Origin of the sequence: Phaeobacter italicus (genome assembly GCF_019801785.1) — a bacterium.
Lineage (GTDB): Bacteria > Pseudomonadota > Alphaproteobacteria > Rhodobacterales > Rhodobacteraceae > Phaeobacter > Phaeobacter italicus.
In genome coordinates this window covers 1-22,739 of record NZ_JAHVIJ010000011.1, presented here as the reverse complement: position 1 = coordinate 22,739, position 22,739 = coordinate 1, and the positions used below count along the sequence as shown (strand labels likewise).

Sequence of the window (22,739 nt, the reverse complement as noted above, 5' to 3'; positions counted from 1 at the left end):
TGTTGAGGAATCGCAATTCAGATACCTCAGGGTGGCAAAAACCACACACGGAGATCACGACGCAATCGCAGGGGTCAGGAATTCCCTACCCCTTCCGGATGCGATGCCCGGATACCAATAATTGTAACGGATTTATAAAAATCAGCGGCCAAAGGGGGTAAATCGCCCCAAAATCAGGCCACGATCCCCCATAGCTCCCGCAAGCGCGCCGCAACGCACTGTATTCAGGGCAAGAACCTGCCAAGAATCACCCCGCATGACAAGTGTGAATTTTTCCAGCCACTCACCTTTGGGGGTATTTTTCCGCTAAATCTAACCGTGTTATGCCCGCCACGCTTTCCGCTTCTTTTCGATTCATACCCCATTGGGAGTAAGTTTCCTTGACAATGGAAGGCAGGGCAGAGAGACAGAAGGCGGTAAAACCTTTGCGAGCATAAGGCAGGCGCATATGTTCGCGGAAAACACGAGCATTACTACGGAGTAGAAAATGGCTAATATTAACGCAGAATCCGGTCTGGTCATCGAAGCTGGCACCACCAGCGCTGACCAGATCACCCTGACAGATGCAATTTCCGTCAATGGCAACATCGACGGCAACGGTGGCGCAGACACTCTGATCCTGAACGCCGGAGCAGACGATTTTGCTACGCTTCAAGGTGTTGCTCTGTCCTATGACGATACAACCGACACCTGGACCATCGGCACCGCCTCCCTGACCGAGGGCTTTACCTCCGTTACTCTGTCCGACGGCATCACAATCGAAGCTGGTGTTGAAACTTCCGGCATCATCAACCCTTCGGCCGGCACCGCAGACGGTAGCGCGCTGGCACTGACCGCCAGCGACTATGAGTGGGACGGCGCAGCTGCGTCTGTCACGGCCTTCACTGTTGCGTCCATCGTTTCTGTAGACGGCCAAGACGTCGCAACCGTTGGCAACAACTTTGTCAACGCAGATGGCGCATTTGAAGTCAGCGGTGCAAACCTGAGCTTCACTGCAAACACCGCAGCGGTTGCAGCGCAAGGCAACGTTGGTGACGACGCATCCTTCTCCTACGAAGTTGTTGTTGCAAATGCAGGTGGTGACACCCGCACCATCACCGTGACTTTTGACGAAACCATTCCTTTCACCAACGGTGATGACACTTGGAATGCAGGTACCGGTGCAGCTGCAGACGTGAACGAAACCTCCGACTTCGGTGGCGTAGACGCAGGCAACGACACCTTTAACGGCAACGATGAAGCCAACGCCATCACCGCAGGCGACGGCAACGATACCATCTTTGGTGGTAACGAAGACGACATTCTGGAAGGCGGCGCAGGTGAAAACTTCATCCGTGGCGGCAACGGCGATGACACCATCACCACTGGTAATGACGGCAGCAACCTGGGCGGTGGCGCTGGTGCAGATAACATCACCGGTGGTAACGGCAATGACACCATCTTTGGTGGTCAGGGCGACGACAGCAGCCTCGACGGTGGTGCAGGTAACGACGCCATCAATGGTGGTGCAGGTGCAGACACTCTGATCGGCGGCGCAGGCGACGACACCCTGAAAGGTGGCGACGGTGATGACCGTCTGGAAGGCACCTCCGGTTCCAACGAACTGCGCGGTGGTGCTGGCGAAGACACCGTTATCGGTGGTACTGAAGACGACATCATCTACACCAGCCTCGGCGGCGACGAACTGACCGGTGGTACTGGCGATGACGAGTTCGTCCTGAAAGCAGGCACCGGTGCAACCACCATCACCGACTTCGGCACTGGCAACGACAAGCTGAACGTTGAAGAGCTGGGCTACAACAACCTGGATGACGTTCTGGCCGTTGCATACCAGACAGACGCCGGTGTTGTGATCGCGATCGACGCAGACACCACTGTCACTCTGACGTCTGTTGCGACCCTGGGCGCACTGGACGCAGCAGACTTCGACTTCGCCTAAGGCGCGGGTCTGAAAGGTACAGGAAAGGCCCTGCTCGGCGGGGCCTTTTCTATTGGCGGGATCTCTGGCTGCTCGTGTACGCCAGAGCTTGCGCGAGGGCGCGCCTGCCCGCCCCGGCACCGAGGGCCATCGCGCAAGGAAAGCCCCCTGCACATATTCCGTTGCGGGGGGCTTTTCTTGTGATCGTTTGGTTGAAAATCAGCGTCGCTGCTGCAGGCTACAGATCCTGCAGATCATCCGCCGTATTGATCGGATCGCGCGCCAGATCCCGGGCCGCGCTCTCGGCCTCTGCCCGGGTTTTCAGATCCTGCAGCACCGCCGGTGTCAGCACCGGATCGCCGTCAAATCCCCCGGCCGCCGTGCTGCCGCCATTGGCCTGATCGGGATAGCGGTCAAACCCCATGTCGAAAAACTGCTCTGGCCCGTCCGGGTCATAACGCGCCGCCAGCTGGCGGTTGATGTCCTCAAACCGCGCCAGGAACACCTGCATCTCCTCGCGTGACGGCAACAGCGGGCCATCCTGTGGCAGCTCCTGCACTGCCGCCACAAAGCTTTCGCGCATAAACCCCTGACGGCGCAGCCACAATCCCGCCAGCAACTGGCTGCGCGACCAGGCCGCATTTTCCTTGGGGATCTCCGCCGGTGGCGTGATCCCCACCAGATTGTAGAAATCCAGCACCGTATCGCCGCCGATGAGATCCTGCCGCTGAAACCGCCGCACGGTCACATTCTGCGCGCCAAAGATCTCCTCCCAGCGGGCGAGTTTGGTGGCATAATCGAAATAGCGCATCATATGCGGCCGGTAGACCGGCAGCGCCTGCAGCTGCGCGCCGTAAAACTGATACGCCGCCCGCCCCATCACCACCTGCTTGCGATGCGACAACGCCAGGGTGTCCTGTCGCCGCAGATAGGCGACCACCTGGATCTCGTCGAAATGCTCATGCAGGCGTTTGTGCAGCGCACGGATGTCATTGGGGTTCATCAGCCAGAACAGCATCTCGGTCGAGATGATGCAGTCGCCATGCCCGCGCCGGTCCGCATCTTCCATGCGCCGCTCCAGAAACGGCCAGCGCAGCTCGGGGTACATATTGCCCCCCATGCGCTGCATGCGCACCAGCGGATTGAAATCCACCCGCGGCCGGGCATGCAGATAACTCCAGCTGCCCAGCGTCTTGTCGCTCTGCCCCTGCCGCAGGGCAATCTGCAGCGAGGTCGAGCCGGTCTTGTGCGAGCCGATATGCAGCCACAGCCGCCGCGTCATGCGGAAACGGGCTCTGACTTGTCTGCGCGCTGTGCGGTCAGGGTGTCGCGATAGATCTCGCTCAGCACTTCGCGCGCCGACGGTTCTGCCGACAAGGCCTCCAGCCGCGCCCGCTGCCCGGCCTCCACCGTTTCGGCAAAGCCCTTTTCGCGCAACAGCCGCTGCACCAGCGCCACGCTCTCGCGCACCGCCCCCAAGGGCGACCAGGGCACCAGGGTTTCCGGCGGGCAGATCTCGGCCTGCGCGCCCACCTCGGAACAGATCGGCACACAGCCCGCCTCGATCGCCTCATAGCAGACCAGCGCCAGCCCTTCATTCGAGGACGGCACCAGCAGGACATCGCTCTGCCCCAGAAGCGCCGGCACATCGGTGCCCGCCGCATGCAGATGCACCACATCCCCCAGTCGGTAACGGGTCAGAAGATGTTCCACCGCACCGCGATAAGGGCCTTCGCCCACCATATCAAAGCGGAAGTCGACACCGTTGCGCTTGCCCCAGGCTCGCAGCCGCCGGATGATCGCCAAGGCCACCACGGGCCGTTTCTGATGCACCATCCGCCCGACAAAAGCGACGCGGCAGCGGGTTTGCCCGGCCTTGATCCGCACCGGTGCCACCTCCGCGCCACGACGGCTGTCATCCAGCAGCCGCCCCAGCACCAGCTTGCTGCCATAAACCCGGAAACGTTCCTGATAAAACCGCTGCAGATCGGCGCTGATCACATGGTGATGATCGATGAAATTGCTCCAGACACCCGAGATCCGCGGATAGCCACCATCGGCATATTCCACGATATGGGTGCTGTCGAGATTGACCACATGCGGATGGCGCAGCTTGATCGTCGGCAGCGCATCATAAAGCGGCACACAGTGGTGGTTGTGAGTGAGGATGATGTTTTCCTGCGCAATCAACCGGCTGACAAAGGCGCTGGCCAGGGCGCGCGGCAGATAGCGATCCGTGCGGATCAGCCGAAGACGCGGGTCATCGGGCAATTTCGCCAACAGCCGTTCAGGGCCTTCCTGCCCCACCATGACAAACACCCGCAACCCCGCCTCCAGCGCCCAGCGGATGCTGTCGATGCCGAGACTTTCGGCGCCGCCCACATCCAGCCAGTGAAGCCCGATCAGGATCGCTGGATCTTTGTCCTTGCCCGAAGCCGTCTGCGTGAGTGGATGCAGATCCCCTTCAAGCAGCCCCCGCGAACAGGCCAGGCGGGAAAACTTGTGCCGCACCGGCAACTTGCGAAATCGACGGGCCTCGACCTGGTATTTGGCCTGCTCTGCCAGCAGCGGGGACAGCGCATGAATACTGCGATAATGGCGCGGCCGTTTATGCCAGGGCACCCCGGCCGAACTGCCCGCGCGCTCAGCCACCTGACGCGGCGACGGAATGGTCAGAAACGCCCGCTTGCCCATCTCCGCACTTGTCGGTTCAGGGCCAAATCTCCGGTTGCCGATATAGCTCAAGGCCATCGTCTCGGCACCATAAGCAAGATCATGTGGGTGCACTGCCGGAGTACCCAGCTTGGCCTCTTCCCACCACATATGGGCCTCGACCGGGGTCTCGGGGTAGAGCGTTTCATAGATGAAACGGATCTGGGCGATCTCCTGATCGATATACTCTCGGTCCTGGGACATGGGGGCTCCCTGCCTGTCCTTCTTGATCTGTGCTGCGCCGGTCCGGCGGATCCAGCGCTGCGGGTGGTCTTGCGGGCAGATTTCGCCTCAGACTCCGGTGTCGGGATCGGGGTAGATGATCGGCGGCGTAAAGGAGCAGCCCTCCCAGATCGCCTTATAGACCTCGCGGCGCAGCGATTTCTCCACATTGCCCTGACGCATCTGTCGGCGCACCCCGCGGGCAAAGACAGCCACCCCGGCCCAGCCCTGCTCCCGGCGACGGAACGAGGCCTCATTGCGGGCGCCATAGCGGAATTTCCAGATATTGCCCTGGTTCACCAGCGAATAGTTCACCCCCTTGTTTTCGGGCACATCATGGACCACCACGCTGTTGGGGCAGTAGATGCCGGGGTAGGATTTGGCCAGGCGCTGGGTGTATTCGGCGTCATCATACCAGATGAAATATTCCTTGATCGGAAAGCCGTGTTTCTTGATCGCCCAGCGGGGCACCAGCACCGAGACAAAGGAGCAGGAGCCGACCAGGAAATAGGGTGTCTCGGGGCTGTAGAACCGCGGCCAATCCCAGACGGTCGAAGGCGTGTTCATCTCGCAGAGATCGCCGTTGGTCCATTTCACCGCCGAACAGGCAAAAGACGGCCGCCAGGTAAAGCGCGCCTCAAAATCCTTGATGCCCGTCAACAGCAGCTCGATCGCATTGGGCTCGGGATAGGCGTCATCATCGCTGAACCAGATGAAATCATAGCCCTCTTCATAGGCCACCCGCGCGCCTTCATAAAACCCGCCGGCCCCGCCGATGTTTTCCGGCAGGCGCACATGCTGAAACCGGGGATCCTCCTTTTGCAGCTGGCTCAACCAGCTGCCGGTGTCATCGGTAGAGGCATTGTCGATCACAAACACCCGCTCCGGCAGGCAGGTCTGCGCCTGCAGTGCCGACACCACCAGTTTCAACTTGTCCAAACGATTGTAGGTCACAATGACCGCCGCGAGAGAGGAACGGATATTCATGATCAATCCTTTTCTGAACCGGTGCGCCCGGCGCCGACATCCGCGGGAACGGGATCGGTTGCCCCCTCTTCAAGCGGATCACCATTTTCATCCAGCCCCAGACGCGCCAGCCTGTGCCGTTCGATATCTTTCAGGCGGTGACGATGGAAATACGCAGGCCAAGATTCGCGAGTCAACAGCATGTCATGGACGATCCCGGCCATCACCGTTAAATTGCGCAGATGCTCGGGACTGAAGAACTGACTAGGGTCCAACGACTGTTCAGTCGGCGAAGCCTGCGCCACCATCGTCTGTAGCGCATCCTGCAGTAGCGGCTCTGAATCAAAGAACTCTGCATCAACCGCAGCAGCATCCTGAGCATAGGCAATCGCAGCATCGCGAGCCAGCTCCCGCGCCATCACCAACTTGCGCACCTTGCTATCAGCCGGGGTACGCAGCCGTTCCAACCGCCGCGCCAGTTCCCATCCAATGGTATGGCGCAGCCAGGCGTCCTTGTCCTGAAACTGGCCTTGCAGAAAATGCAGTAACGCCAGCTCCCGCACCGTCACAGACTGGTTTTCGGCCTCGAACTCCTCCACGGCATAGGGCCGCCCGTCAAAAGCAACATGGGCAAAATCCTCAAGAACGGAACCATTGCGCAGCTGGCTGCGGATCATCGGGCGCAAGACGAAGTCTGCACCAAACAACTCTTTCAGCCGACGCAGCCGTGGCGCATAGTGAAATCTGCCGCTTTTTAGATTGACCTCATAGAACTTGCGCATCCCGTCGCGGAACCAGCCAATTTTGATTTGCTCGGCGTAGCTCGACAGGATCCGCTGCGCATGCGGCCGCACATAGGCAAGGACTCGGATCCGATCTGCAGAACTACGGAAATAGGTTTCGATCACACGATGCAACAGCTCCGGCGCAAGGTTTTCGAAGACTTCCCCCGAAATAACCACGTAATCCGCGCTGCTGGCTCGGATATGCTCAGCCAAGTCAGGCAAAGTAAACTGGCCATTCTTGGGTTCTGGCGGCTGGGTTCCTTTTTCGAAGGCACGGATATGGCCCATCAGGTAATTGTGGTTGAGCGGAGCTGGGTACACCAAGGTTGCATCATGTAGCTGCACACAGTCTGCAGCCAGGGCATTCTGGATGGTGGTGGTGCCGGTCTTATGATCGCCGATGTGGATCACAAGTGTCTTGGGCCTGGCTCCGGTCGTCTTTGTCATCGGCTGCGTCTCATTCCTTGAATTGCCTTGTTTTCCGGCGTCTCAGCCCTAATGCAACGCCTCAGACAGGTCCAGTGCCGACCCAGCCAAAAAGGCGATTGGCGCGCCGTCGCCACAGGTCAGGCGCGCATCTGCCGGTCTTCCGGGCGAGATCCTCCCGCCTACAGCGGTGCCGTGAAAAATGCGGGGGGCTGGGTGCCTTGTTCGCGGGCCGCAAGAAAGCCGCGGGCGGTGTCCAGTGCTTCGCGGATGGTCACGTCCATGTCGAGATAGCGGTAGGTGCCCAGCCGGCCGACAAAGCTCACCCCTGCGGTCTGTTCGGCCAAGGCCACATAGTCGCTCAGCAGGGCTTTTTCCTGCACCTGGCGGATCGGGTAATACGGGATGTCACCAGGCTCTGCGGCGCGGGAATATTCGCGGTAGCAGACCGATCCCTCATGGCTCTCCCAGGGGGCGAAATGCTTGTGTTCGGTGATGCGGGTGTAGGGCACGCTTTCTTCGCCGTAGTTCATCACCGCGCAGCCCTGATAGTCGCCATGATGGGTGAAGCGTTCGAAATCCAGCGTCCGATACCCCAGCCGGCCCAGCTGATAGTCGAAATAGCCATCCAGCGGCCCCGAGTAGAAGACATGGTCGTATTGATCTGTCTGCGTGCGATCAAAAACAGTCTCTAACTTGACCGTTATGCCCGGATGATCGAGGATCTTGGCGATCATCGCACTATAGCCGTCCTCGGGCATGCCCTGGAATTTGTGAAAGAAGTAATTGTCGTCATAGTTGAAACGCACCGGCAGGCGTTTCAGGATCGAGGCGGGCAATTCGCTGGGGTGCATGCCCCACTGCTTGACCGTGTAGCCCTTGAAAAACGCCTCATATAGATCGCGCCCCACAAAGCGCAGCGCCTGTTCCTCAAAGGTCTGCGGATCCTCGATGGTGGTGTCGGCCTGCTCCTGGGTGATGAAGGCATGCGCCTCTTCGGGGCGCAGCGTCTTGCCAAAGAACTGGTTGATCGTGTGCAGGTTCACCGGCAGCGAAAACACCCCGCGCCGCCCCTCGGGGTCCAGGCTCGTGGTTTTCACCCGGTTCTTGTAGGGCAGAAAGGTCGCAAAGCGGTTCACATAGTCCCAGACTTCGCTGTCATCGGTGTGAAAGATATGCGGCCCGTAGACATGCACCATGACCCCCGTGTCGCTGTCGCGTTCGGTATGGCAATTGCCCCCGACATGGCTGCGGCTGTCCACCACGGTCACCTGATGCCCCGCCTCGGCCAGATGCCGCCCGATCACAGCACCCGAAAGCCCTGCGCCAACATTGAGAATATGCACGTCGCACCCCTGTCGTTCCTGCGTCCCTGGCCCTTTGTGTCAAACATTCCATAGGCATACAAGAAGCGCGTCACATCCCGGCGGAGTGTCGCAAATCATAAGAAATTCAACAGCTTACAAGTAGATTCAACCGCCCATCAGGCGCTGGTGCACATCGATGGCCACTTCCAGGTCATCATAATAGCGCAGCCGACCGTTATCGAGCACCAGACCAGCGTCACAGAATTGGCGCAGCTGGCGCATGGAATGGTTCACCATGATGGCGCCGGAATGCTTCATGCGGTCGGCAAAGAGATCACGGCTTTTGCGTTTGAACGCCGCGTCGCCCACCGCTGTCACCTCATCCACCAGATAGGTGTCGAACTTGATCCCCATCGACGCGCCAAAGGTCAGCCGCGCCCGCATGCCCGAAGAATAGCTGCGCATCGGCATGTGGTAGAATTTGCCCAATTCGGCAAAATCCTCGACAAAGCGCACCAGATCATCGGTATCCACGCCGTAGATCCGCGCGATGAAGCGGACATTTTCCGCGCCACTCAGATCGCCGTGAAACGACGCCGCAAGCCCCACCGGCCAGGAGATCGTCCCATCCGTGATGATCTCTCCGTGATCCGGGCGCATGGTGCCCGCCACCAGCTGCAACAGCGTGGATTTGCCCGCCCCATTGCGCCCCAGAAGCGCCAGCGAGCGCCCGGCCGGCAGGGTCAGGTTGAGATTGTCGATCACAACCCGCCGCTCGCCCTTGAGCCAGAAGCTCTTGGTGAGATTTTCAAACCGGATCACGGCCCTGCCCTCCCCGGCTCAGCTGCGGTCGCGGATCGAATAATAGATCAGCGCCATGATCGACCAGGCCAGCAGCAGGAACAGACCGGCCAGCGCCGCCAGCACGCTGCGGCGGGGGTATTCGGCCTCGCTGGCGCGGGTGGGGTTGATATAGGTCGCCAGATAGCGGCTCTGGCGGGCGGCATCATCGCGTGCCACCTCCAGTGCCGTCAGCGCCGCGCGATAGCTTTCCTCGGCATATTCCCGATCCACCGTGAGCCGTTCAAATTCTGCAATCAGGGACGGGTAGTCCTCGCCGACGCCGCCGGTGTCGGTATTGTTGGAGGTAAAGGTCTGCCGCTCGATATTGATGCGGTCGCGGATCACGTCGATCTGCTGCTGGGCCTGTTTCAGGCGCACGTCATTCTCGCCCACCGTGCCACGCAGCAGATCATATTGGATCAGCGCCTCGGCCAGCTGCTGCTGCAGGTTGTTCATCACCCCCATGCGGCCCTGGATATCGGCCTCGGGATCCACGATGCGGGTGCGGGTGCGAAACTGGGTGAGCGCGAGGCGCGCAGCCTTCAGCCGCTCCAGCGCCTCGTCCAGATCGGCCTGCGCATAGCGCATCGCATCGGCGCGGGCCTGTTCATTGAGCGCATTGATGCGGATCTGGCTTTCGCGCACCACCGCCTGGGTGATCGCCTGGGCGGTGTCGGGATCAAAGGCCAGCGCCTGCACCTCGATAAGGCCCGAGCCACTGTCAAAGGAGATGCCGACAATGCGCTGCCAGTACCAGGTCAGATCCTCCACCGTGGCCTCAGGCCAGAGCCCGAACGCCCAGTCGCGCGGCCAGACCGAACTGTAATGGCCTTGCAGATCCACCGCGCCATCCACCGCCTCGACCATTTCCTGGCTCTGGATGAACTCATAGAGAATATCACTGTCCGAAGCGGTGCTATTGCCTGCAAACTGCGCCAGCCCCCCAAGGAGATCATTGGCGCCGCTGCTTTCCTGACTGCGCACGGTAAAGCCTGCGGTCGAGGCATATTGATCCTCGGCCACCACCCAGAGATAGAAGATCACCGCCGCCAGCGGCACCAGCACCAGCGCCACAAAGCTGGCCACCAGACCCCAGTGGCGCCGTTTCATGCTGGCGGGGCGCGCCAGCGGATAGGCGGGGCGCTGCTCGACCTCGGCAATGCGGGCCTCCAGTTCGGCCACCGCAGCCTCTGCCTTGCGGGCCCGCGACCGCGCTTTCTTGAGCCGTTTGGCAGGCGTCAGCTTGGGTCTGTCGACGGCTGTTGCCTCTGCGTCCCGCTCTGCCTGAGATGTCTCGCCAGGGGCGGTCTCGGCATCAGCTGAGGCACCGCTGAGGCGGGCCGGGGGGGTCTGTGTCATGATCAACCTGTCCCGGCTTGCATGTGGCAGTTTCCCACCTCAAGCCGTTTGTCATTCCCGTTTGTTTCCCGCATAATACCGCTCAGACTTCGCCTTTCACAATGGGTATTCACGAGGGCGCCATGGCCAATTCATCCCCCTCTGCCCGCCCGGCGGTTTCCCCTGCAGCTCCGCCCCCTGCGGCGGCGATCCCGCAGGCGCTTTCCCCCTCGGTCAACCCGCATCGCAACCGGCGACGTCTGGCGACATTGCGCACGGTTGCCGCCCTGGTGCTGCGCGAAATGTCGACACGCTACGGGCGCACCCCCGGTGGCTATGTCTGGAGCATCCTCGAACCGCTGGCTGCCATCCTGTTTCTGTCGGTAGGGTTTTCACTGGTGATCCGGACGCCCTCGCTTGGCACCAGTTTCCTGTTGTTCTACGCCTCGGGCTTTCTGCCCTTCAATCTCTATCAGACGCTGTCGGCCACCGTGGCGCGGGCCCTGAACTACTCGCGCCCGCTGCTGCGCTACCCGGCAGTGACCTGGCTGGATGCGATCCTTGCCCGTTTTGTGCTGAACAGCCTCACCGGCATCGTCATCACCGCGCTGCTGATCACCGGCATCCTGTCGGTCATCGACAGCCGCACCCTGACCGATCTGCCCCCGATCGTGGAAGCCATCAGCCTGGCCATGGTTCTGGGGCTTGGCGTGGGCTGCATGAATGCCGTGCTGATGGGGTTGTTTCCCCTGTGGGATGTGGCCTGGTCCATCATCACCCGCCCCCTGTTTCTGGCCTCAGGCGTGATCTACATCTACGAAGACCTGCCCCCGGTGGCCCAGGACATCATGTGGTATAATCCGCTGATCCATATCACCGGGCTGATGCGCACCGGCTTTTATCCCACATATAATGCAGCCTATGTCAGCCATGCCTATGTGCTGTTGCTGGGGCTTGGTCTGGTGGCCATGGGCCTGATCCTGATGCGCCGCTATCACCGGGTCATTCTGAACCGCTGATCCCCTGCGCCCCGGCGGCTATTCGCGCGCCTGGGCCAGGATCTCGGCGTGGCTGCGGCCCAATTTGCGCAGCAGCCCATCGCGCACCGCAAGCCAGGTCAGGCGCAGATAGGCGCGGCGCACGCCGTGGTGATGGCGCACTTTCAGGATCCATTTGGGCAGCACCAGACACAGCGCCGGCCAAAAGAACACCCCCGCAGCCTTGCGATAAAGCAGCAGCAGATTGCGGTGGTGATAATAGACCTTCCACAACGGGCGGAACCGCTGGCCGCTGTCGCCGGTGGTAAAGGTCGAAAAGTCATGTTCAAATCGCAGGTTCGGCGCAAAGCCGATCCGCCCCCCCCGCGCGCTGAGCCCCAGCGTGTAAAGCGCATCATCGCCATAGATGAACAGGTCGGGATCCGGATAGCCCACCTGCCGCACCGCCGCTGCGGAAATGAAGAACCCCACAAAGGAGGTCACATCAATGGCGCAGGGCTCTGCCGCGTCATAGGCGCTGTGGGGGATGTGAAACCCATCCCGCCCCTTGCGCGCGGTCGCGAGAAAATGACCAAAGCTCCAGAACGGATTGCGCGACGGGCGGTTCATCTCGCAGATCCCGCCGGCCGGGAAATAGACCGCGGCCGCCAGCGCGTCCCACTCGGCCAGATCACCGCGCGCGCCCATGGCCTGAAACGCCGCCAGCGCAGCCGGGGCCGGGCGGGCATCATCATCCATCACCACCAGCCAGTCCGGGGCGTGCTGCTCCATTGCGCGCGCCATGCCAAGGGCAAAGCCCCCTGCCCCGCCGCGGTTGATCTCGCTGTGCAGCACATCGGCGCGCGGCTGCCCTGCCGCCCAGTCCCTCAGCCAGGCGCCGGTGCCATCATCCGAGGCATTGTCCACCACCACCAGCGCGGCCAGATCTTCGGCCGGGCTGTCCAAAAGCCGCTCCAGGGTGACTTTCAGCTTGTCCAGGCGATTGTAAGTCACCACCACCGCCACCAGTCGTCCGGCCGCACCCGCGCCCGCAGGCTCGGGCCCTGCAGCTATCGCCGGGGTCTCGGCGGACATGGGTTCTGACATCACATCCGGCATCATCTCGGATGCCGTTTCAGACTGGGGCTTGGACACAGGCGGCACATGCTCCTGGTTGCGCGCTCCGCGCCGTCAGGCGGGCGGAGGCTTTGGATCATCAAAATGGGCTCTGCCCGTTGGAGCGCACTCATACCTGTCGCGGGGGGTAAATTGAACTGGCAAATTTGCCCCCTGCCCGCACAGGAAGCATTTGACAGCCCCGCCCGCACAGGCCACCTAAGAGCCATGCAAACCGCTCTCATCACCGGCTCGGCCGGCTTCATCGGCTACCATCTCGCGGCCCGGCTTCTGGCCGCAGGCTGGCAGGTTGTGGGGCTTGATTGTCTGTCCCCCTATTATGACGTCACCCTGAAAGAACGCCGCCATGCGATGCTGGCGGACAACCCGCGCTTCACGCCGGTGATCGGCAAGCTGGAAGACCCCGGTCGCCTGATGGGGCTGTTTGACACCCACAAGCCCGATGCGGTGATCCATCTCGCAGCCCAGGCCGGGGTGCGCCATTCCATCGAGGCGCCGCGTGACTACCTCGAGGCCAATCTGATCGGCACGTTTGAGCTTCTGGAGGCCGCCCGCGCCCATCCGCCTGCGCATATGCTGATCGCCTCCACCTCCTCGGCCTATGGGGCCAACACGCAGATGCCCTTTGACGAGCGTCAGCAGGCCGATCATCAGATGTCCTTTTATGCCGCCACCAAGAAGGCGGGCGAGACGATGGCCCATTCCTATGCCCATCTCTATGGTCTGCCGACCACGATGTTTCGGTTTTTCACCGTCTATGGCCCCTGGGGTCGGCCGGATATGGCGCTGTTCAAATTCACCAGGGCGATCGAGGCCGGTGAGGCGATCGATGTCTACAACCACGGGCACATGAGCCGGGATTTCACCTATATCGATGATCTGGTCACCGGCATCACCGGGCTGATCGACGCGGTGCCGGGGGATCAGCCGGTCTCGGAGCAGGACAACCTCAGCCCTGTCGCGCCGTTCCGGGTGGTCAATATCGGGGCCTCAAAGCCCACGCCGCTGATGGACTATATCGCCGCGCTGGAAACCGCGCTGGGGATCACCGCCGAGAAAAACCTGATGGAGATGCAGGCCGGAGACGTGCCGGCCACCTGGGCAGACACCCGGTTGCTGAGCCAGCTCACCGGCTATGAACCGCAGATCAGCGTCGAAGAGGGCGTCGCGCGGTTTGTTGCCTGGTACCGGGCGTATTACGGCGAGCCGCAAGACTGATCCAGGGCAGGGCTGATCCGGGGCGACATGCGCCGCCGAGCTGTCATCTTTCCCCAAATACTCGCGCCGCAGGCCTCCCGATTTCCGTGAAATCGGGATCAGGGCACCCTCCTCAATTAGGTCAGCATGATTGACCAAATGTTTCGCACGCGAAACATTTGGTCCGATCCGGACCTATTTTGATCCGCCCCCCATGCGCCCGATCCCGCCCCCTCATCAGCTTGTGATCCGGGCAAAATTCCGGTTCCCGCCCCTTGCCCGGACGTATATGTCTGATGCCCAACACTCCGCCAGCTCAAGCGGGGGACATGAGGCAACAGCAAAGGACCACCCCCATGCGCATTGCAATGATTGGCACCGGATATGTCGGATTGGTCTCCGGCGTCTGTTTTTCCGACTTTGGCCATGATGTGGTCTGCGTCGACAAGGACGCGGCCAAGATCGCGCGGCTGCAGGCGGGTGAGGTGCCGATCTACGAGCCGGGGCTCGAGGATCTGATGGCGCGCAATGTGGCGGCGGGGCGGCTGTCCTTTACCGATGATCTGGCCACGGCCGTTGCTGCGGCGGATGCGGTGTTCATCGCGGTCGGAACCCCAACGCGGCGCGGCGATGGTCATGCCGATCTCACCTATGTGATGGCCGCCAGCGAAGAGATCGCCGCCGCCCTGCAGGGCTATACCGTGGTGGTGACCAAATCCACCGTGCCGGTGGGCACCAACCGGCAGGTGAAACAGGTGATCGCCAAATCCAACCCCGCGGCGGAATTCGACGTGGCGTCCAACCCGGAATTCCTGCGCGAAGGGGCGGCGATTGATGACTTCATGCGCCCGGACCGGGTGGTGGTGGGCGTGCAGAACGACCGCGCCGCCGAGGTCATGGCAGAGATCTACCGCCCCCTTTACCTGCGCGATTTCCCGATCCTCACCACCGATCTCGAAAGCGCCGAGATGATCAAATATGCCGCCAATGCCTTTCTGGCGACCAAGATCACCTTCATCAACGAAATCGCCGGTCTCTGCGAACGGGTGGGGGCCGACGTCAAGGAGGTCTCGCGCGGGATGGGGCTGGACGGGCGCATCGGCAACAAGTTCCTGCATGCAGGCCCGGGCTATGGCGGATCATGCTTTCCAAAGGACACCGCCGCGCTGGCCCGCATCGGTCAGGATCATGCCTATCCGATGCAGATCACCGAAACCGTGATGCGCGTCAATCACGAGGTCAAGGCGCGGATGCTGGAGAAGCTGCGCGACGCCTGCGACGGCAGTTTCAACGGCAAGACCATCACCATTCTGGGTGTGACCTTCAAACCCAATACCGATGACATGCGCGAGGCGCCGAGCCTCACCATCGTGCCGGCCCTCATCGGCGGCGGCGCCAAGGTGCGGGTGGTGGACCCCCAGGGCGAGGCCGAGGGGCGCGATCTCCTGCCTGGGGTCAAATGGGAGGACGATCCCTACAAGGCGGCGCGCAATGCCGATCTGGTGGTGCTGCTGACCGAATGGAATGAATTCCGCGCCCTCGATCTCAAGGCGCTGGCGCGCAAGATGGCCCAGCCCCGCATGGTGGATCTGCGCAATATCTACACCGCCAAATCCGCCCGGCAGGCGGGTTTTGAAACCTATATCGCTGTTGGGCGCTGATCCGACACCCCCTGACAGCTCTGCATGAAAAAGACCCTGATACAGCCGTATCAGGGTCTTTTTTTCGTCTCGCTCTCTTCTGGTGGGCTCAGCGACCGCGCTGGCGCAGCCAGGCCTTGAGATCGGCCATCAGCGCCGTGTCGACCCCAGGGCCTGTCAGCTCGATCCGCTGATGCGAGGGGGTAAAGCCGAGATAGACCCCTGCGCCTGCAGGCATGCTCACCCGTTCGCCCTCGCCGATCTGATCGGCCGGATCCAGGCTGCGCACCCGCGGGGTCAGCGCAGGACGGTCGGCTGTGGGGGCCTGCGTCGGCGCCGCTGCGGGGGCCGATCCTGCCGAGGGGGCAGGGGCTGTGTCCACGCCAGAGTCCACCTCTGTGCCACCGGCCTCATGGGCAGCGAGCAGCTCGCTCAGCAGCGTCTGTTCCTCTTCGGCATCCGCACAGGGCCGATCGCGCAGCGCCTGCGCCACCTCCCGGGCAAAATCGGGGCTCTGGGCAAAGGCGCGCGCCAGCCCCAGACCCAGTTTCTCGCGGATCGCGGTGGGAAAGCGCAGCTCGCTATCCAGCGCCTCGACCAGGGTGACAAAGCTGCCGATCTTGGAGCGCTTGGCGCGGGTGGCATTGGCAAAGAGCGATTGCAGCGCGTATTTCTGGCTGGTATAAACCCCCTCCCTGAGCGCCCGCACCGCAATGCGCGCGCGCTCGTAATGCGACAGGTTTACCCGGATTTCGTTTTCCTCGACCATCGCCACATAGGCCTCTTCGGCGCTCTCGGGCTGGATCACCAGCGCCTTGATGGTGGCAAAGGCGGGATCATTGGTTTGCGCATAAAGCCTGCGCATCGCCGTCAGGCGCCGCCAGCCGGAGATCAGACCATGGGTCTTGCCCGCCGCATGTCCGCCCAGGGCAACCACCTCGATCGGGGTCTGCTGGCCACGGGCGCGCAAGGACCCGGCCAGCGCCGCCATCTCTTCCTCGTCCTGTTCCAGCCGGTCGCGCACCAGATGGGTTTCGTCAATGGCGTCAAGCGGGATCTCTTCAACCAGCAGCCCCTTGGCGCGGGCGTTTTCCAGCACCGATGTCAGCTCCTGCAGCGCGCCCTCAGCCGCCGCCTCAGAGGCCACTTGCGCAATGGGCGGCGACGACAGCGTCCCCGGCCCTCCAAGCCCTGTGCGCCCCGCCGAGGGGCTGAGATAGCTGTTCTGTGCCGGTGAAAGACGTTTGCGTTTTGCCATATGTCTGGTCTCCTACAGCGCCGTCTGGGGTGGGGCGGAATGCCGGCCCGTGGCCTCTGTCTCCGCGTTGTGCCCCCAGTATGGCATCCTAATCCGTATCTGCCGTTACTGGGCCGCGCGCTGGGTCTGCAACGCCTCGCGCCGCCACACCGCCAGCAACAGCCGCTTGAACGCCGCATAGGTGGCATCAAAGGTCTCGCGGCCACGGGCATAGGTTTCGCGGTTGAAGTCGCGGTAATCGGCCTCGTAGATGCCGTTGACCTGCTCGCCGGCCTGGCCGATCAGCGCGGTGTAATCCTGCCGGTGCGGCGACAGGGTGGGGCCAAGATAGGCCTGCATGAGCGCCGCCAGTTCGCCCTGCTGGGCGCTGTCATAGCGGGTGATCACCGTGCGCACCGCATCCCATTCAAAGGCAATCTCCGGCCGCCCCAGCGCGCGCGCAGCCAGGTTCTCGCCCTCCTCGATGGAGGCAAATGTCGAATGCAGCATGTCGAAAAACCGCCCCGTGCTGTCGAACTCCAGGAACGAGGCCCCCATCGGCACCAGAAGGATATCCGCCGCCGACAGCCCGTTGATGGTCAGATAGCCAAGCGCGGGCGGCGTATCGATGAAGATCACGTCGTACTGATCCAGCACGCCATCGGCCTCCAGCCGCTCGGTCAGCGCATCCCACAGCTTCCAGGAGCGCGCCGCCATCCGCCAGACCGGGATCTGGAATTCCGCCCAGTACAGATTGAGCTGCGCCCCGATGAGATCGATATTGGGCCAATGGGTGGGCTGGATCACGTCCCTGGCCGTCATCTCCATCGCGGCCGACAGGCTGTCATCCAGCGGCTGGGGGGCATCGCCGCGATCCAGACGGCGCTGGTTTTCCAGCCGCAGATGATCGCCGTAATGACGCGCCAGAAGCGGAAAGGCGGTCTGCCATTCATCCTCGACGCGGCCACCAAAGATCGAGGTCATCGACCCCTGGCTATCGAGATCAATCACCAGCACCTTGTAGCCATCCAGCGCCGCCGACATCGCCAGATGGGCCGCGGTAGAGGTCTTGCCGACGCCCCCCTTGAAGTTGGCGACAGCGACCATCTTGGCGGGCAGGCCCTCGGGGCGGTAGGGGGTGTAATCCTTGGCCTTGGAGCCTTGGGCGGCAAAATGGGCGCGCAGGCGCAGCACCTCGTCGAGCGTGAACCATTTGGCGCCGCCCTCGGTTTCGGATTTGCCCTGGGGCAGGTCGGGGTTGGCTTTCAGCACCCGGCGGAAATGGGCCTGGGCGACGGGGATCAGATAGCGGGTGATTTCCCAGGTCGAAAACAGACGCAGCGATTTGCGCCCTTCCTCGTTCATGCCCCGGCTTGCCAGATCCGCACGGCCGCGGGCGCAGGCCTCGGCAATTTCGGCAAAACCTTCGGTGCTGGTGGGTGCCTCAAGATCGGCAAGGGCCACATCGGGGTCGATGTTGAAATAGGGGGGCAGGGGGGTGCCTGCGTCTTTCTTCAAACTGTCTCGTGCCATCTCGGATCGCCTCGCCTGCTGGTCCTGTCTGATCGTCTTTGCGCCAAGAGGCGCCAGGAGACCGGCCATATGCGGGGCCGGTGTATTCAACTTTTGGGGCAGGGATGAGGGCAAGAGCGCGATCTGAAGACTGTCGCGTCCGGTGAGAGGGGAGAGAGCCCCGTGCCTGCATGTGCTGCCTTTTTCCTGTCATAGCATAAAACAGCGCACATGAAAGAAATATGCGCATGCTTTTTGAATTTTCTTAGCAAATCAGGGGGTTGCAGCGGATTTCCAGGCGTCTTTCAGGGGCGGGACCGCAGGGCTGAGAGAGCGTGGAAATTTTTTGTGTATGTTATTATTGAGTTATTTATAAGTTAGAGCGCAAGCGGCCTTTCCGCAAAGCCCTTTTTTTATTGGGCTTCCGGGCAGAATTTTTGTCCCATGTGATTCCGAAACCCCGATGAAATGACTCTGAACCCCCGACAGGGTGACTCTGAACCCCCGTTGAGAAGTGGTGTGGATAACTCTAGGGTGAGCGTAATCAAAACCACGAAGACGCGAGTCACCCCGAAAGAGGCCATAAGGCCCGCAAAGCGGGGGGCGGGCAGAGCAGACGGGACAGTACGATGGCAGGCCAGATCACGGGCCAGATGAGCGCAGGGGGCAGCGCGCCGCAGGGGGGGGATTTCTTTCTCTGCGATATCTTTGATGCGATCCCCAAAAACGATCTCGCCTCGATGGAGCATCCGCTGTTCTCTCTGGGCACCCGGCCCGACCGGCGCATTCTGAACTACGAACACAACGGTGCCGAGATCACCGTGGTGCCCTCGGTCAAGGGGCTGGCGACGATCCACGACAAGGACATCCTGATCTTCTGCATCAGCCAGCTGATGGCGGCGGTAAATGCAGGACGGCAGGTCAGCCGCACGCTGCATCTCACCGCTCATGATCTGCTGGTGGCGACCAACCGCGAGACCTCGGGCGATGCCTATCGCCGTCTGCGCGAAGCCTTTGAGCGGCTGGCAGGCACCCGCATCACCACCAATATCGTCACCGGCGGCCAGGAGGTGACCAGCGGTTTCGGCCTGATCGAAAGCTGGGAAATCGTGCGCAAGGCGCGCGGCGGGCGCATGGTCAATGTGGTGGTGACGCTCAGCGAATGGATCTATCGCGCGGTACTGTCGAAATCGGTGCTGACGCTCAGCCGCGATTACTTTCGTCTCAGGAAACCGCTGGAGCGACGCATCTACGAGCTGGCGCGCAAACATTGCGGGCGCCAGGACAGCTGGCAGATTTCGGTGGAAACCCTCCTGAAGAAATCCGGCTCCGCCTCTCCGCGGCGGGTGTTTCGCAAGATGCTGCGCGACATGATCGCAGCCCAGCCCCTGCCGGATTACGCGCTGGAGGAACGGCCCGGCGACATCATCCGCTTCAGCCAGAAACATGAGGTGGTCGATCCGACCCAGCGCCCGCCGGTGCTGAGCGAGGAGGCGCTGGAGGCGGCGCGCGCGCTGATGCCGGGGGCGGATGTCTATGCGCTGGAAGCGGAGTGGCGCGCGATGTGGCGCCGCTCTGGCAGCCCGCGGCTGCGCAAGGCGGATGCGGCATTTGTGGGCTGGGTGAAAAAACGCCTCAGCGACTGAGACCGGCCAACAGGCTGCCCCAGCCCATTGGCCCATCCCTGACACAGAGCCTGTTTTTGCGACATCCTGGGCCCTGATATCCCGTGCCCTGACATCTTGGGCCCTGACATCCAGGTCTGCATGCAATTAGGTCAGCATGTCTGTCTAAATGTTTCGCACGCGAAACATTTGGTCCGATCCGGACCTATTTTGCCCCCGTGAAAAAAACCGCCCGGCAGAGACACATCTGCCGGGCGGGGCTGGCTGACCGGCGTCTCCCCCCCAGGATTGCCGTTGATATGGCTGCCTGTCCGCATCAAAGCCAAAGAGCCATGCGGACGGGCCGCAGATCGGTCAGCCATTTCCTTCCCGCAGCGCGTTGGACATGCTGCGCAGAACCGGGCTCAGCAGGTAATCCGCCAGCGTCTGCCGGCCGGTCTCGATCATGGCCTGGGCGGGCATGCCGGGCAGGGTCTTGACGTTGGGCAGTGCTGCCAGCTCTTCAGGAGCGATGCGGATATGAACCCGGTAATAGGGCGCGCCGCTGGTTTCATCGGCAATGCTGTCGGCCCCCACCATGGTGACGGTGCCGGACACCGGCGGGGTCGAGCGGAAGCTATAGGCGCTCAGCTGTACCCGCGCGCTGCCGCCGGGCACCACCTCGTCGATATCGGTGGGCGACACCCGGGTTTCCAGGATCAGATCGCTGCCCGAGGGCACCAGCTCCAGAATGTTCTGGCCGGGATTGATCACCTGGCCAAGCGTGTTGATCGCCAGCTCCACCACCCGGCCTGCGCGCGGCGCGCGGATGATCTGGCGTTCGATCACATCATCTGCCGCATCCAGCCGCTGGCGCAGATCCAGAATGCGCTCCTGTACCATCTGGGTTTCGCCGGAAATGCGGTTCACCGTATCGCGGTGGACCTGCAGGATGCGCTCTTCCATCTCCGCGATGCGGATCTGGATGTTCTCGCGGTCGCTCTCCAGCGCGCCCAGAGTGCCCATCAGCCCGGTCTGCTGCATCTGCCGGTCGCTGAGGCGGGTTTTGGGGACCAGCCCTTTTTGCAGGAGCGTGTGCAGATCCTGGATTTCCTCGGCCACCAGGGTGAGCTGATGTTCCACCGCAGAAATCCGGGCCGCCCGCCCGTTCAGCTGCTGGCGCAGCTGGCTGATGCGCTCGCGCAGGATGCTGGTCTGGCCCTCATAAAGCGCGCGGTTGCTGTCAAAGACATCGCGCTGGACCTCAAACAGCGAGATCAGTTCGGGGCTGTCGGCAATCAGCCGGTCCAGCTCTGGGGTGATGGCGATCTCCTGCGCCCCGGCCAGTTCGGCCTTCAGCCGGGCCTCCTGGGCGAGATAGCTGGTCAGCTGGCTGATCACGATGGCGCGGCTGGCGCGCATCCGCCGCCCGTCCAGCACCGCAATCACATCGCCTTCTGCCACCAGATCGCCTTCGCTCACATTGATTTCCCGCAGGATGCCCCCTTCGAGATGCTGCACGCTGAGCCGGTCACCGGCCACCGAGAAACTGCCGGGGGCCACCACGGCGCTGGTCAGCTCGGCCTTGCTGGCCCAGACCACCAGCCCGCCAAACAGGCCAAAGCCGCAGACCAGCATCCACATCACCAATTGGCGCACGCGGGTGGGCGGGGTGCGGGGCAGGGTAAAGCCATCGGGCATCAGATCCTGAAACCCGCCCGGCAGGTCGGGATCGGTTGTGGCGCGCGGCGCCAGATCACGCCCGGAGTTCTGCCCGGGAGCATGGTTGTCTGTGCGGGTCATGACGGGGCTCCTTCTGCGGCGGTGCTGTCGGCGTCATGCCCCTGGCGGGCCGCGCGGCGCGGCGCCAGGGGGGTGACTTTGGGATCTTGCCCCGGATCGCCCTGATGGCGGCTGAGGGGTTGGGTGGCGGCTTCGATGATCTGGCGCGCCTCGCCAAAGCGGGCGATGCGGCCGTCCTGCAGCAGCGCTGCATGGCTGACCCGGCGCAGCAGATTGAGCCGATGCGTCACCACCACCACAATGGCGCCCCGTGCACAGGCGGCTTCGATGGCCGAGGCCAGCGCCTCTTCGCCTTCGGGGTCGAGATTGGCATTGGGCTCATCCAGCACGATCAGCTTGCGATCGCCAAAGAAGGCGCGCGCCAGACCGATGCGCTGGCGCTGCCCTGCCGAGAGATAGCTGCCGCGCGGGCCCACCTCGGCGTTATAGCCGCCGGGCAGCGCCAGGATCAGCTCGTGCACGCGGGCGCGTTTGGCCGCGGCCACCACATCCGAAGGTTTGGCGCCGGGGTCCATCATGGCGATGTTTTCGGCAATGGTGCCGCGAAACAGTTCGACCTGCTGGGGCAGAAACCCGATGTGGCGGCCGATCTGTTCCGGGTCCCAATCGGTGAGCGCGGCATCATCAATGCGCACATGCCCCCGCACCAGGGGCTGCAGCCCCACCAGCGCGCGCGCCAATGTGGTCTTGCCCGCCCCGGACGGCCCGATCAGCCCCAGCGCATGGCCGGGCTGCAGGGTCAGGGTGATGTCCATCAGCAGCGGATCCTGGCGACCGGGCAGCACCACGGTGGCGCCCTCGACAGACAGCCGGCCATCCGGGTCCGGCAGCTCCATCCGCGCGCCTTCGGTTTCGGCATGGGCCAAGAGCAGATTGAGCCGGGCGACGGCGCTGCGCGCCTTGAGCAAGGCACGCCAGCCCGCGATGGATTGCTCCACCGGGGCTGCCGCCCGCCCCAGCAGGATGGACGAGGCAATCATCAGCCCCGGTGTCAGCTGGTTGTTGATGACCAGAACCACCCCCACGCCCAGCACGGCGATCTGCAGCCCCATGCGGGTGGCCTTGGCCAATGAGGTCATCAGCGCCACCCGGTCGGTGACCAGGGTGCCAAAGAG

17 protein-coding genes are annotated in these 22,739 nt (G+C 62.5%); 5 read left to right on the top strand and 12 right to left on the bottom strand.

The window, feature by feature from the left end:
* The first annotated feature begins 487 nt into the window (after positions 1-487).
* A complete protein-coding gene (locus KUV39_RS18355) occupies positions 488-1,939 on the top strand; it encodes a calcium-binding protein (protein WP_222460602.1) in 1,452 nt (483 codons plus the stop codon).
* Positions 1,940-2,156: 217 nt separating this feature from the next.
* On the opposite strand, the gene KUV39_RS18350 is transcribed toward KUV39_RS18355, so the two are convergent.
* The 7 genes from KUV39_RS18350 to KUV39_RS18320 form a co-directional block, all read right to left on the bottom strand.
* Positions 2,157-3,200, bottom strand: coding sequence for a hypothetical protein (locus tag KUV39_RS18350; protein WP_168578063.1), 1,044 nt, complete (start codon positions 3,198-3,200; stop codon positions 2,157-2,159).
* Positions 3,197-4,834 carry a glycosyltransferase family 4 protein gene (locus tag KUV39_RS18345; RefSeq protein ID WP_222460601.1) on the bottom strand — a complete coding sequence of 546 codons (1,638 nt, stop codon included), beginning with the start codon at positions 4,832-4,834 and terminating at the stop codon, positions 3,197-3,199. The genes KUV39_RS18350 and KUV39_RS18345 overlap by 4 nt, the downstream gene beginning before the upstream one ends.
* Before the next feature lie 87 nt (positions 4,835-4,921).
* Positions 4,922-5,839, bottom strand: coding sequence for a glycosyltransferase family 2 protein (locus KUV39_RS18340; RefSeq protein ID WP_222460600.1), 918 nt, complete (start codon positions 5,837-5,839; stop codon positions 4,922-4,924).
* Between the two features lie 2 nt (positions 5,840-5,841).
* Positions 5,842-7,050, bottom strand: coding sequence for a hypothetical protein (locus KUV39_RS18335; RefSeq protein WP_222460599.1), 1,209 nt, complete (start codon positions 7,048-7,050; stop codon positions 5,842-5,844).
* 161 nt (positions 7,051-7,211) lie between these two features.
* Positions 7,212-8,375 (bottom strand): UDP-galactopyranose mutase, encoded by a 1,164-nt coding sequence (gene glf, locus KUV39_RS18330; RefSeq protein WP_222460598.1) that lies wholly within the window; start codon positions 8,373-8,375, stop codon positions 7,212-7,214.
* Positions 8,376-8,501: 126 nt separating this feature from the next.
* Entirely contained in the window at positions 8,502-9,158 is a 657-nt protein-coding gene (locus tag KUV39_RS18325; protein WP_222460597.1) for an ABC transporter ATP-binding protein, read from the bottom strand.
* Between the two features lie 18 nt (positions 9,159-9,176).
* The gene (locus KUV39_RS18320) at positions 9,177-10,538 is read right to left on the bottom strand and encodes a KpsE/RkpR family capsule polysaccharide export protein (RefSeq protein ID WP_222460596.1); all 1,362 of its coding nucleotides are present in this window, start codon (positions 10,536-10,538) and stop codon (positions 9,177-9,179) included.
* Between the two features lie 122 nt (positions 10,539-10,660).
* Here KUV39_RS18320 and KUV39_RS18315 point away from each other — a divergent pair, with 122 nt between their 5' ends.
* Complete coding sequence (locus KUV39_RS18315) at positions 10,661-11,536, top strand: ABC transporter permease (RefSeq protein ID WP_168578069.1); 876 nt, start codon at positions 10,661-10,663, stop codon at positions 11,534-11,536.
* An 18-nt stretch (positions 11,537-11,554) separates the two neighbouring features.
* Here KUV39_RS18315 and KUV39_RS18310 read toward each other — a convergent pair whose 3' ends face one another.
* Positions 11,555-12,589 carry a glycosyltransferase gene (locus tag KUV39_RS18310; RefSeq protein WP_419555550.1) on the bottom strand — a complete coding sequence of 345 codons (1,035 nt, stop codon included), beginning with the start codon at positions 12,587-12,589 and terminating at the stop codon, positions 11,555-11,557.
* Positions 12,590-12,838: 249 nt separating this feature from the next.
* Here KUV39_RS18310 and KUV39_RS18305 point away from each other — a divergent pair, with 249 nt between their 5' ends.
* Positions 12,839-13,849 (top strand): NAD-dependent epimerase/dehydratase family protein, encoded by a 1,011-nt coding sequence (locus KUV39_RS18305; protein ID WP_222460595.1) that lies wholly within the window; start codon positions 12,839-12,841, stop codon positions 13,847-13,849.
* 335 nt (positions 13,850-14,184) lie between these two features.
* The gene (locus KUV39_RS18300; protein ID WP_050673221.1) at positions 14,185-15,489 is read left to right on the top strand and encodes a UDP-glucose dehydrogenase family protein; all 1,305 of its coding nucleotides are present in this window, start codon (positions 14,185-14,187) and stop codon (positions 15,487-15,489) included.
* An 88-nt stretch (positions 15,490-15,577) separates the two neighbouring features.
* On the opposite strand, the gene KUV39_RS18295 is transcribed toward KUV39_RS18300, so the two are convergent.
* Together KUV39_RS18295 and KUV39_RS18290 are read right to left on the bottom strand one after the other, a co-directional pair.
* Complete coding sequence (locus KUV39_RS18295) at positions 15,578-16,726, bottom strand: ParB/RepB/Spo0J family partition protein (protein ID WP_222460594.1); 1,149 nt, start codon at positions 16,724-16,726, stop codon at positions 15,578-15,580.
* A 105-nt stretch (positions 16,727-16,831) separates the two neighbouring features.
* On the bottom strand, positions 16,832-18,238 hold the full coding sequence (locus tag KUV39_RS18290) for an AAA family ATPase (protein ID WP_050673242.1): 1,407 nt from the start codon (positions 18,236-18,238) through the stop codon (positions 16,832-16,834).
* Between the two features lie 608 nt (positions 18,239-18,846).
* Here KUV39_RS18290 and KUV39_RS18285 point away from each other — a divergent pair.
* The gene (locus KUV39_RS18285) at positions 18,847-19,863 is read left to right on the top strand and encodes a replication initiator protein A (RefSeq protein ID WP_222460593.1); all 1,017 of its coding nucleotides are present in this window, start codon (positions 18,847-18,849) and stop codon (positions 19,861-19,863) included.
* A gap of 333 nt (positions 19,864-20,196) precedes the next feature.
* On the opposite strand, the gene KUV39_RS18280 is transcribed toward KUV39_RS18285, so the two are convergent.
* Positions 20,197-21,624 (bottom strand): HlyD family type I secretion periplasmic adaptor subunit, encoded by a 1,428-nt coding sequence (locus KUV39_RS18280; protein ID WP_050673218.1) that lies wholly within the window; start codon positions 21,622-21,624, stop codon positions 20,197-20,199.
* The coding region (locus tag KUV39_RS18275; RefSeq protein ID WP_222460592.1) for a type I secretion system permease/ATPase at positions 21,621-22,739 on the bottom strand (1,119 nt) is incomplete at its 5' end. The genes KUV39_RS18280 and KUV39_RS18275, both read right to left, overlap by 4 nt.

What these genes read in the sequence shown, in the direction of transcription:
- KUV39_RS18355 (WP_222460602.1), top strand. Translation starts at nt 488, where the DNA reads ATGGCTAATATTAACGCAGAATCCGGTCTGGTCATCGAAGCTGGCACC.
- KUV39_RS18350 (WP_168578063.1), bottom strand. Translation starts at nt 3,200, where the DNA reads ATGACGCGGCGGCTGTGGCTGCATATCGGCTCGCACAAGACCGGCTCG.
- KUV39_RS18345 (WP_222460601.1), bottom strand. Translation starts at nt 4,834, where the DNA reads ATGTCCCAGGACCGAGAGTATATCGATCAGGAGATCGCCCAGATCCGT.
- KUV39_RS18340 (WP_222460600.1), bottom strand. Translation starts at nt 5,839, where the DNA reads ATGAATATCCGTTCCTCTCTCGCGGCGGTCATTGTGACCTACAATCGT.
- KUV39_RS18335 (WP_222460599.1), bottom strand. Translation starts at nt 7,050, where the DNA reads ATGACAAAGACGACCGGAGCCAGGCCCAAGACACTTGTGATCCACATC.
- KUV39_RS18320 (WP_222460596.1), bottom strand. Translation starts at nt 10,538, where the DNA reads ATGACACAGACCCCCCCGGCCCGCCTCAGCGGTGCCTCAGCTGATGCC.
- KUV39_RS18315 (WP_168578069.1), top strand. Translation starts at nt 10,661, where the DNA reads ATGGCCAATTCATCCCCCTCTGCCCGCCCGGCGGTTTCCCCTGCAGCT.
- KUV39_RS18310 (WP_419555550.1), bottom strand. Translation starts at nt 12,589, where the DNA reads ATGTCCGCCGAGACCCCGGCGATAGCTGCAGGGCCCGAGCCTGCGGGC.
- KUV39_RS18305 (WP_222460595.1), top strand. Translation starts at nt 12,839, where the DNA reads ATGCAAACCGCTCTCATCACCGGCTCGGCCGGCTTCATCGGCTACCAT.
- KUV39_RS18300 (WP_050673221.1), top strand. Translation starts at nt 14,185, where the DNA reads ATGCGCATTGCAATGATTGGCACCGGATATGTCGGATTGGTCTCCGGC.
- KUV39_RS18295 (WP_222460594.1), bottom strand. Translation starts at nt 16,726, where the DNA reads ATGGCAAAACGCAAACGTCTTTCACCGGCACAGAACAGCTATCTCAGC.
- KUV39_RS18290 (WP_050673242.1), bottom strand. Translation starts at nt 18,238, where the DNA reads ATGGCACGAGACAGTTTGAAGAAAGACGCAGGCACCCCCCTGCCCCCC.
- KUV39_RS18285 (WP_222460593.1), top strand. Translation starts at nt 18,847, where the DNA reads ATGGCAGGCCAGATCACGGGCCAGATGAGCGCAGGGGGCAGCGCGCCG.
- KUV39_RS18280 (WP_050673218.1), bottom strand. Translation starts at nt 21,624, where the DNA reads ATGACCCGCACAGACAACCATGCTCCCGGGCAGAACTCCGGGCGTGAT.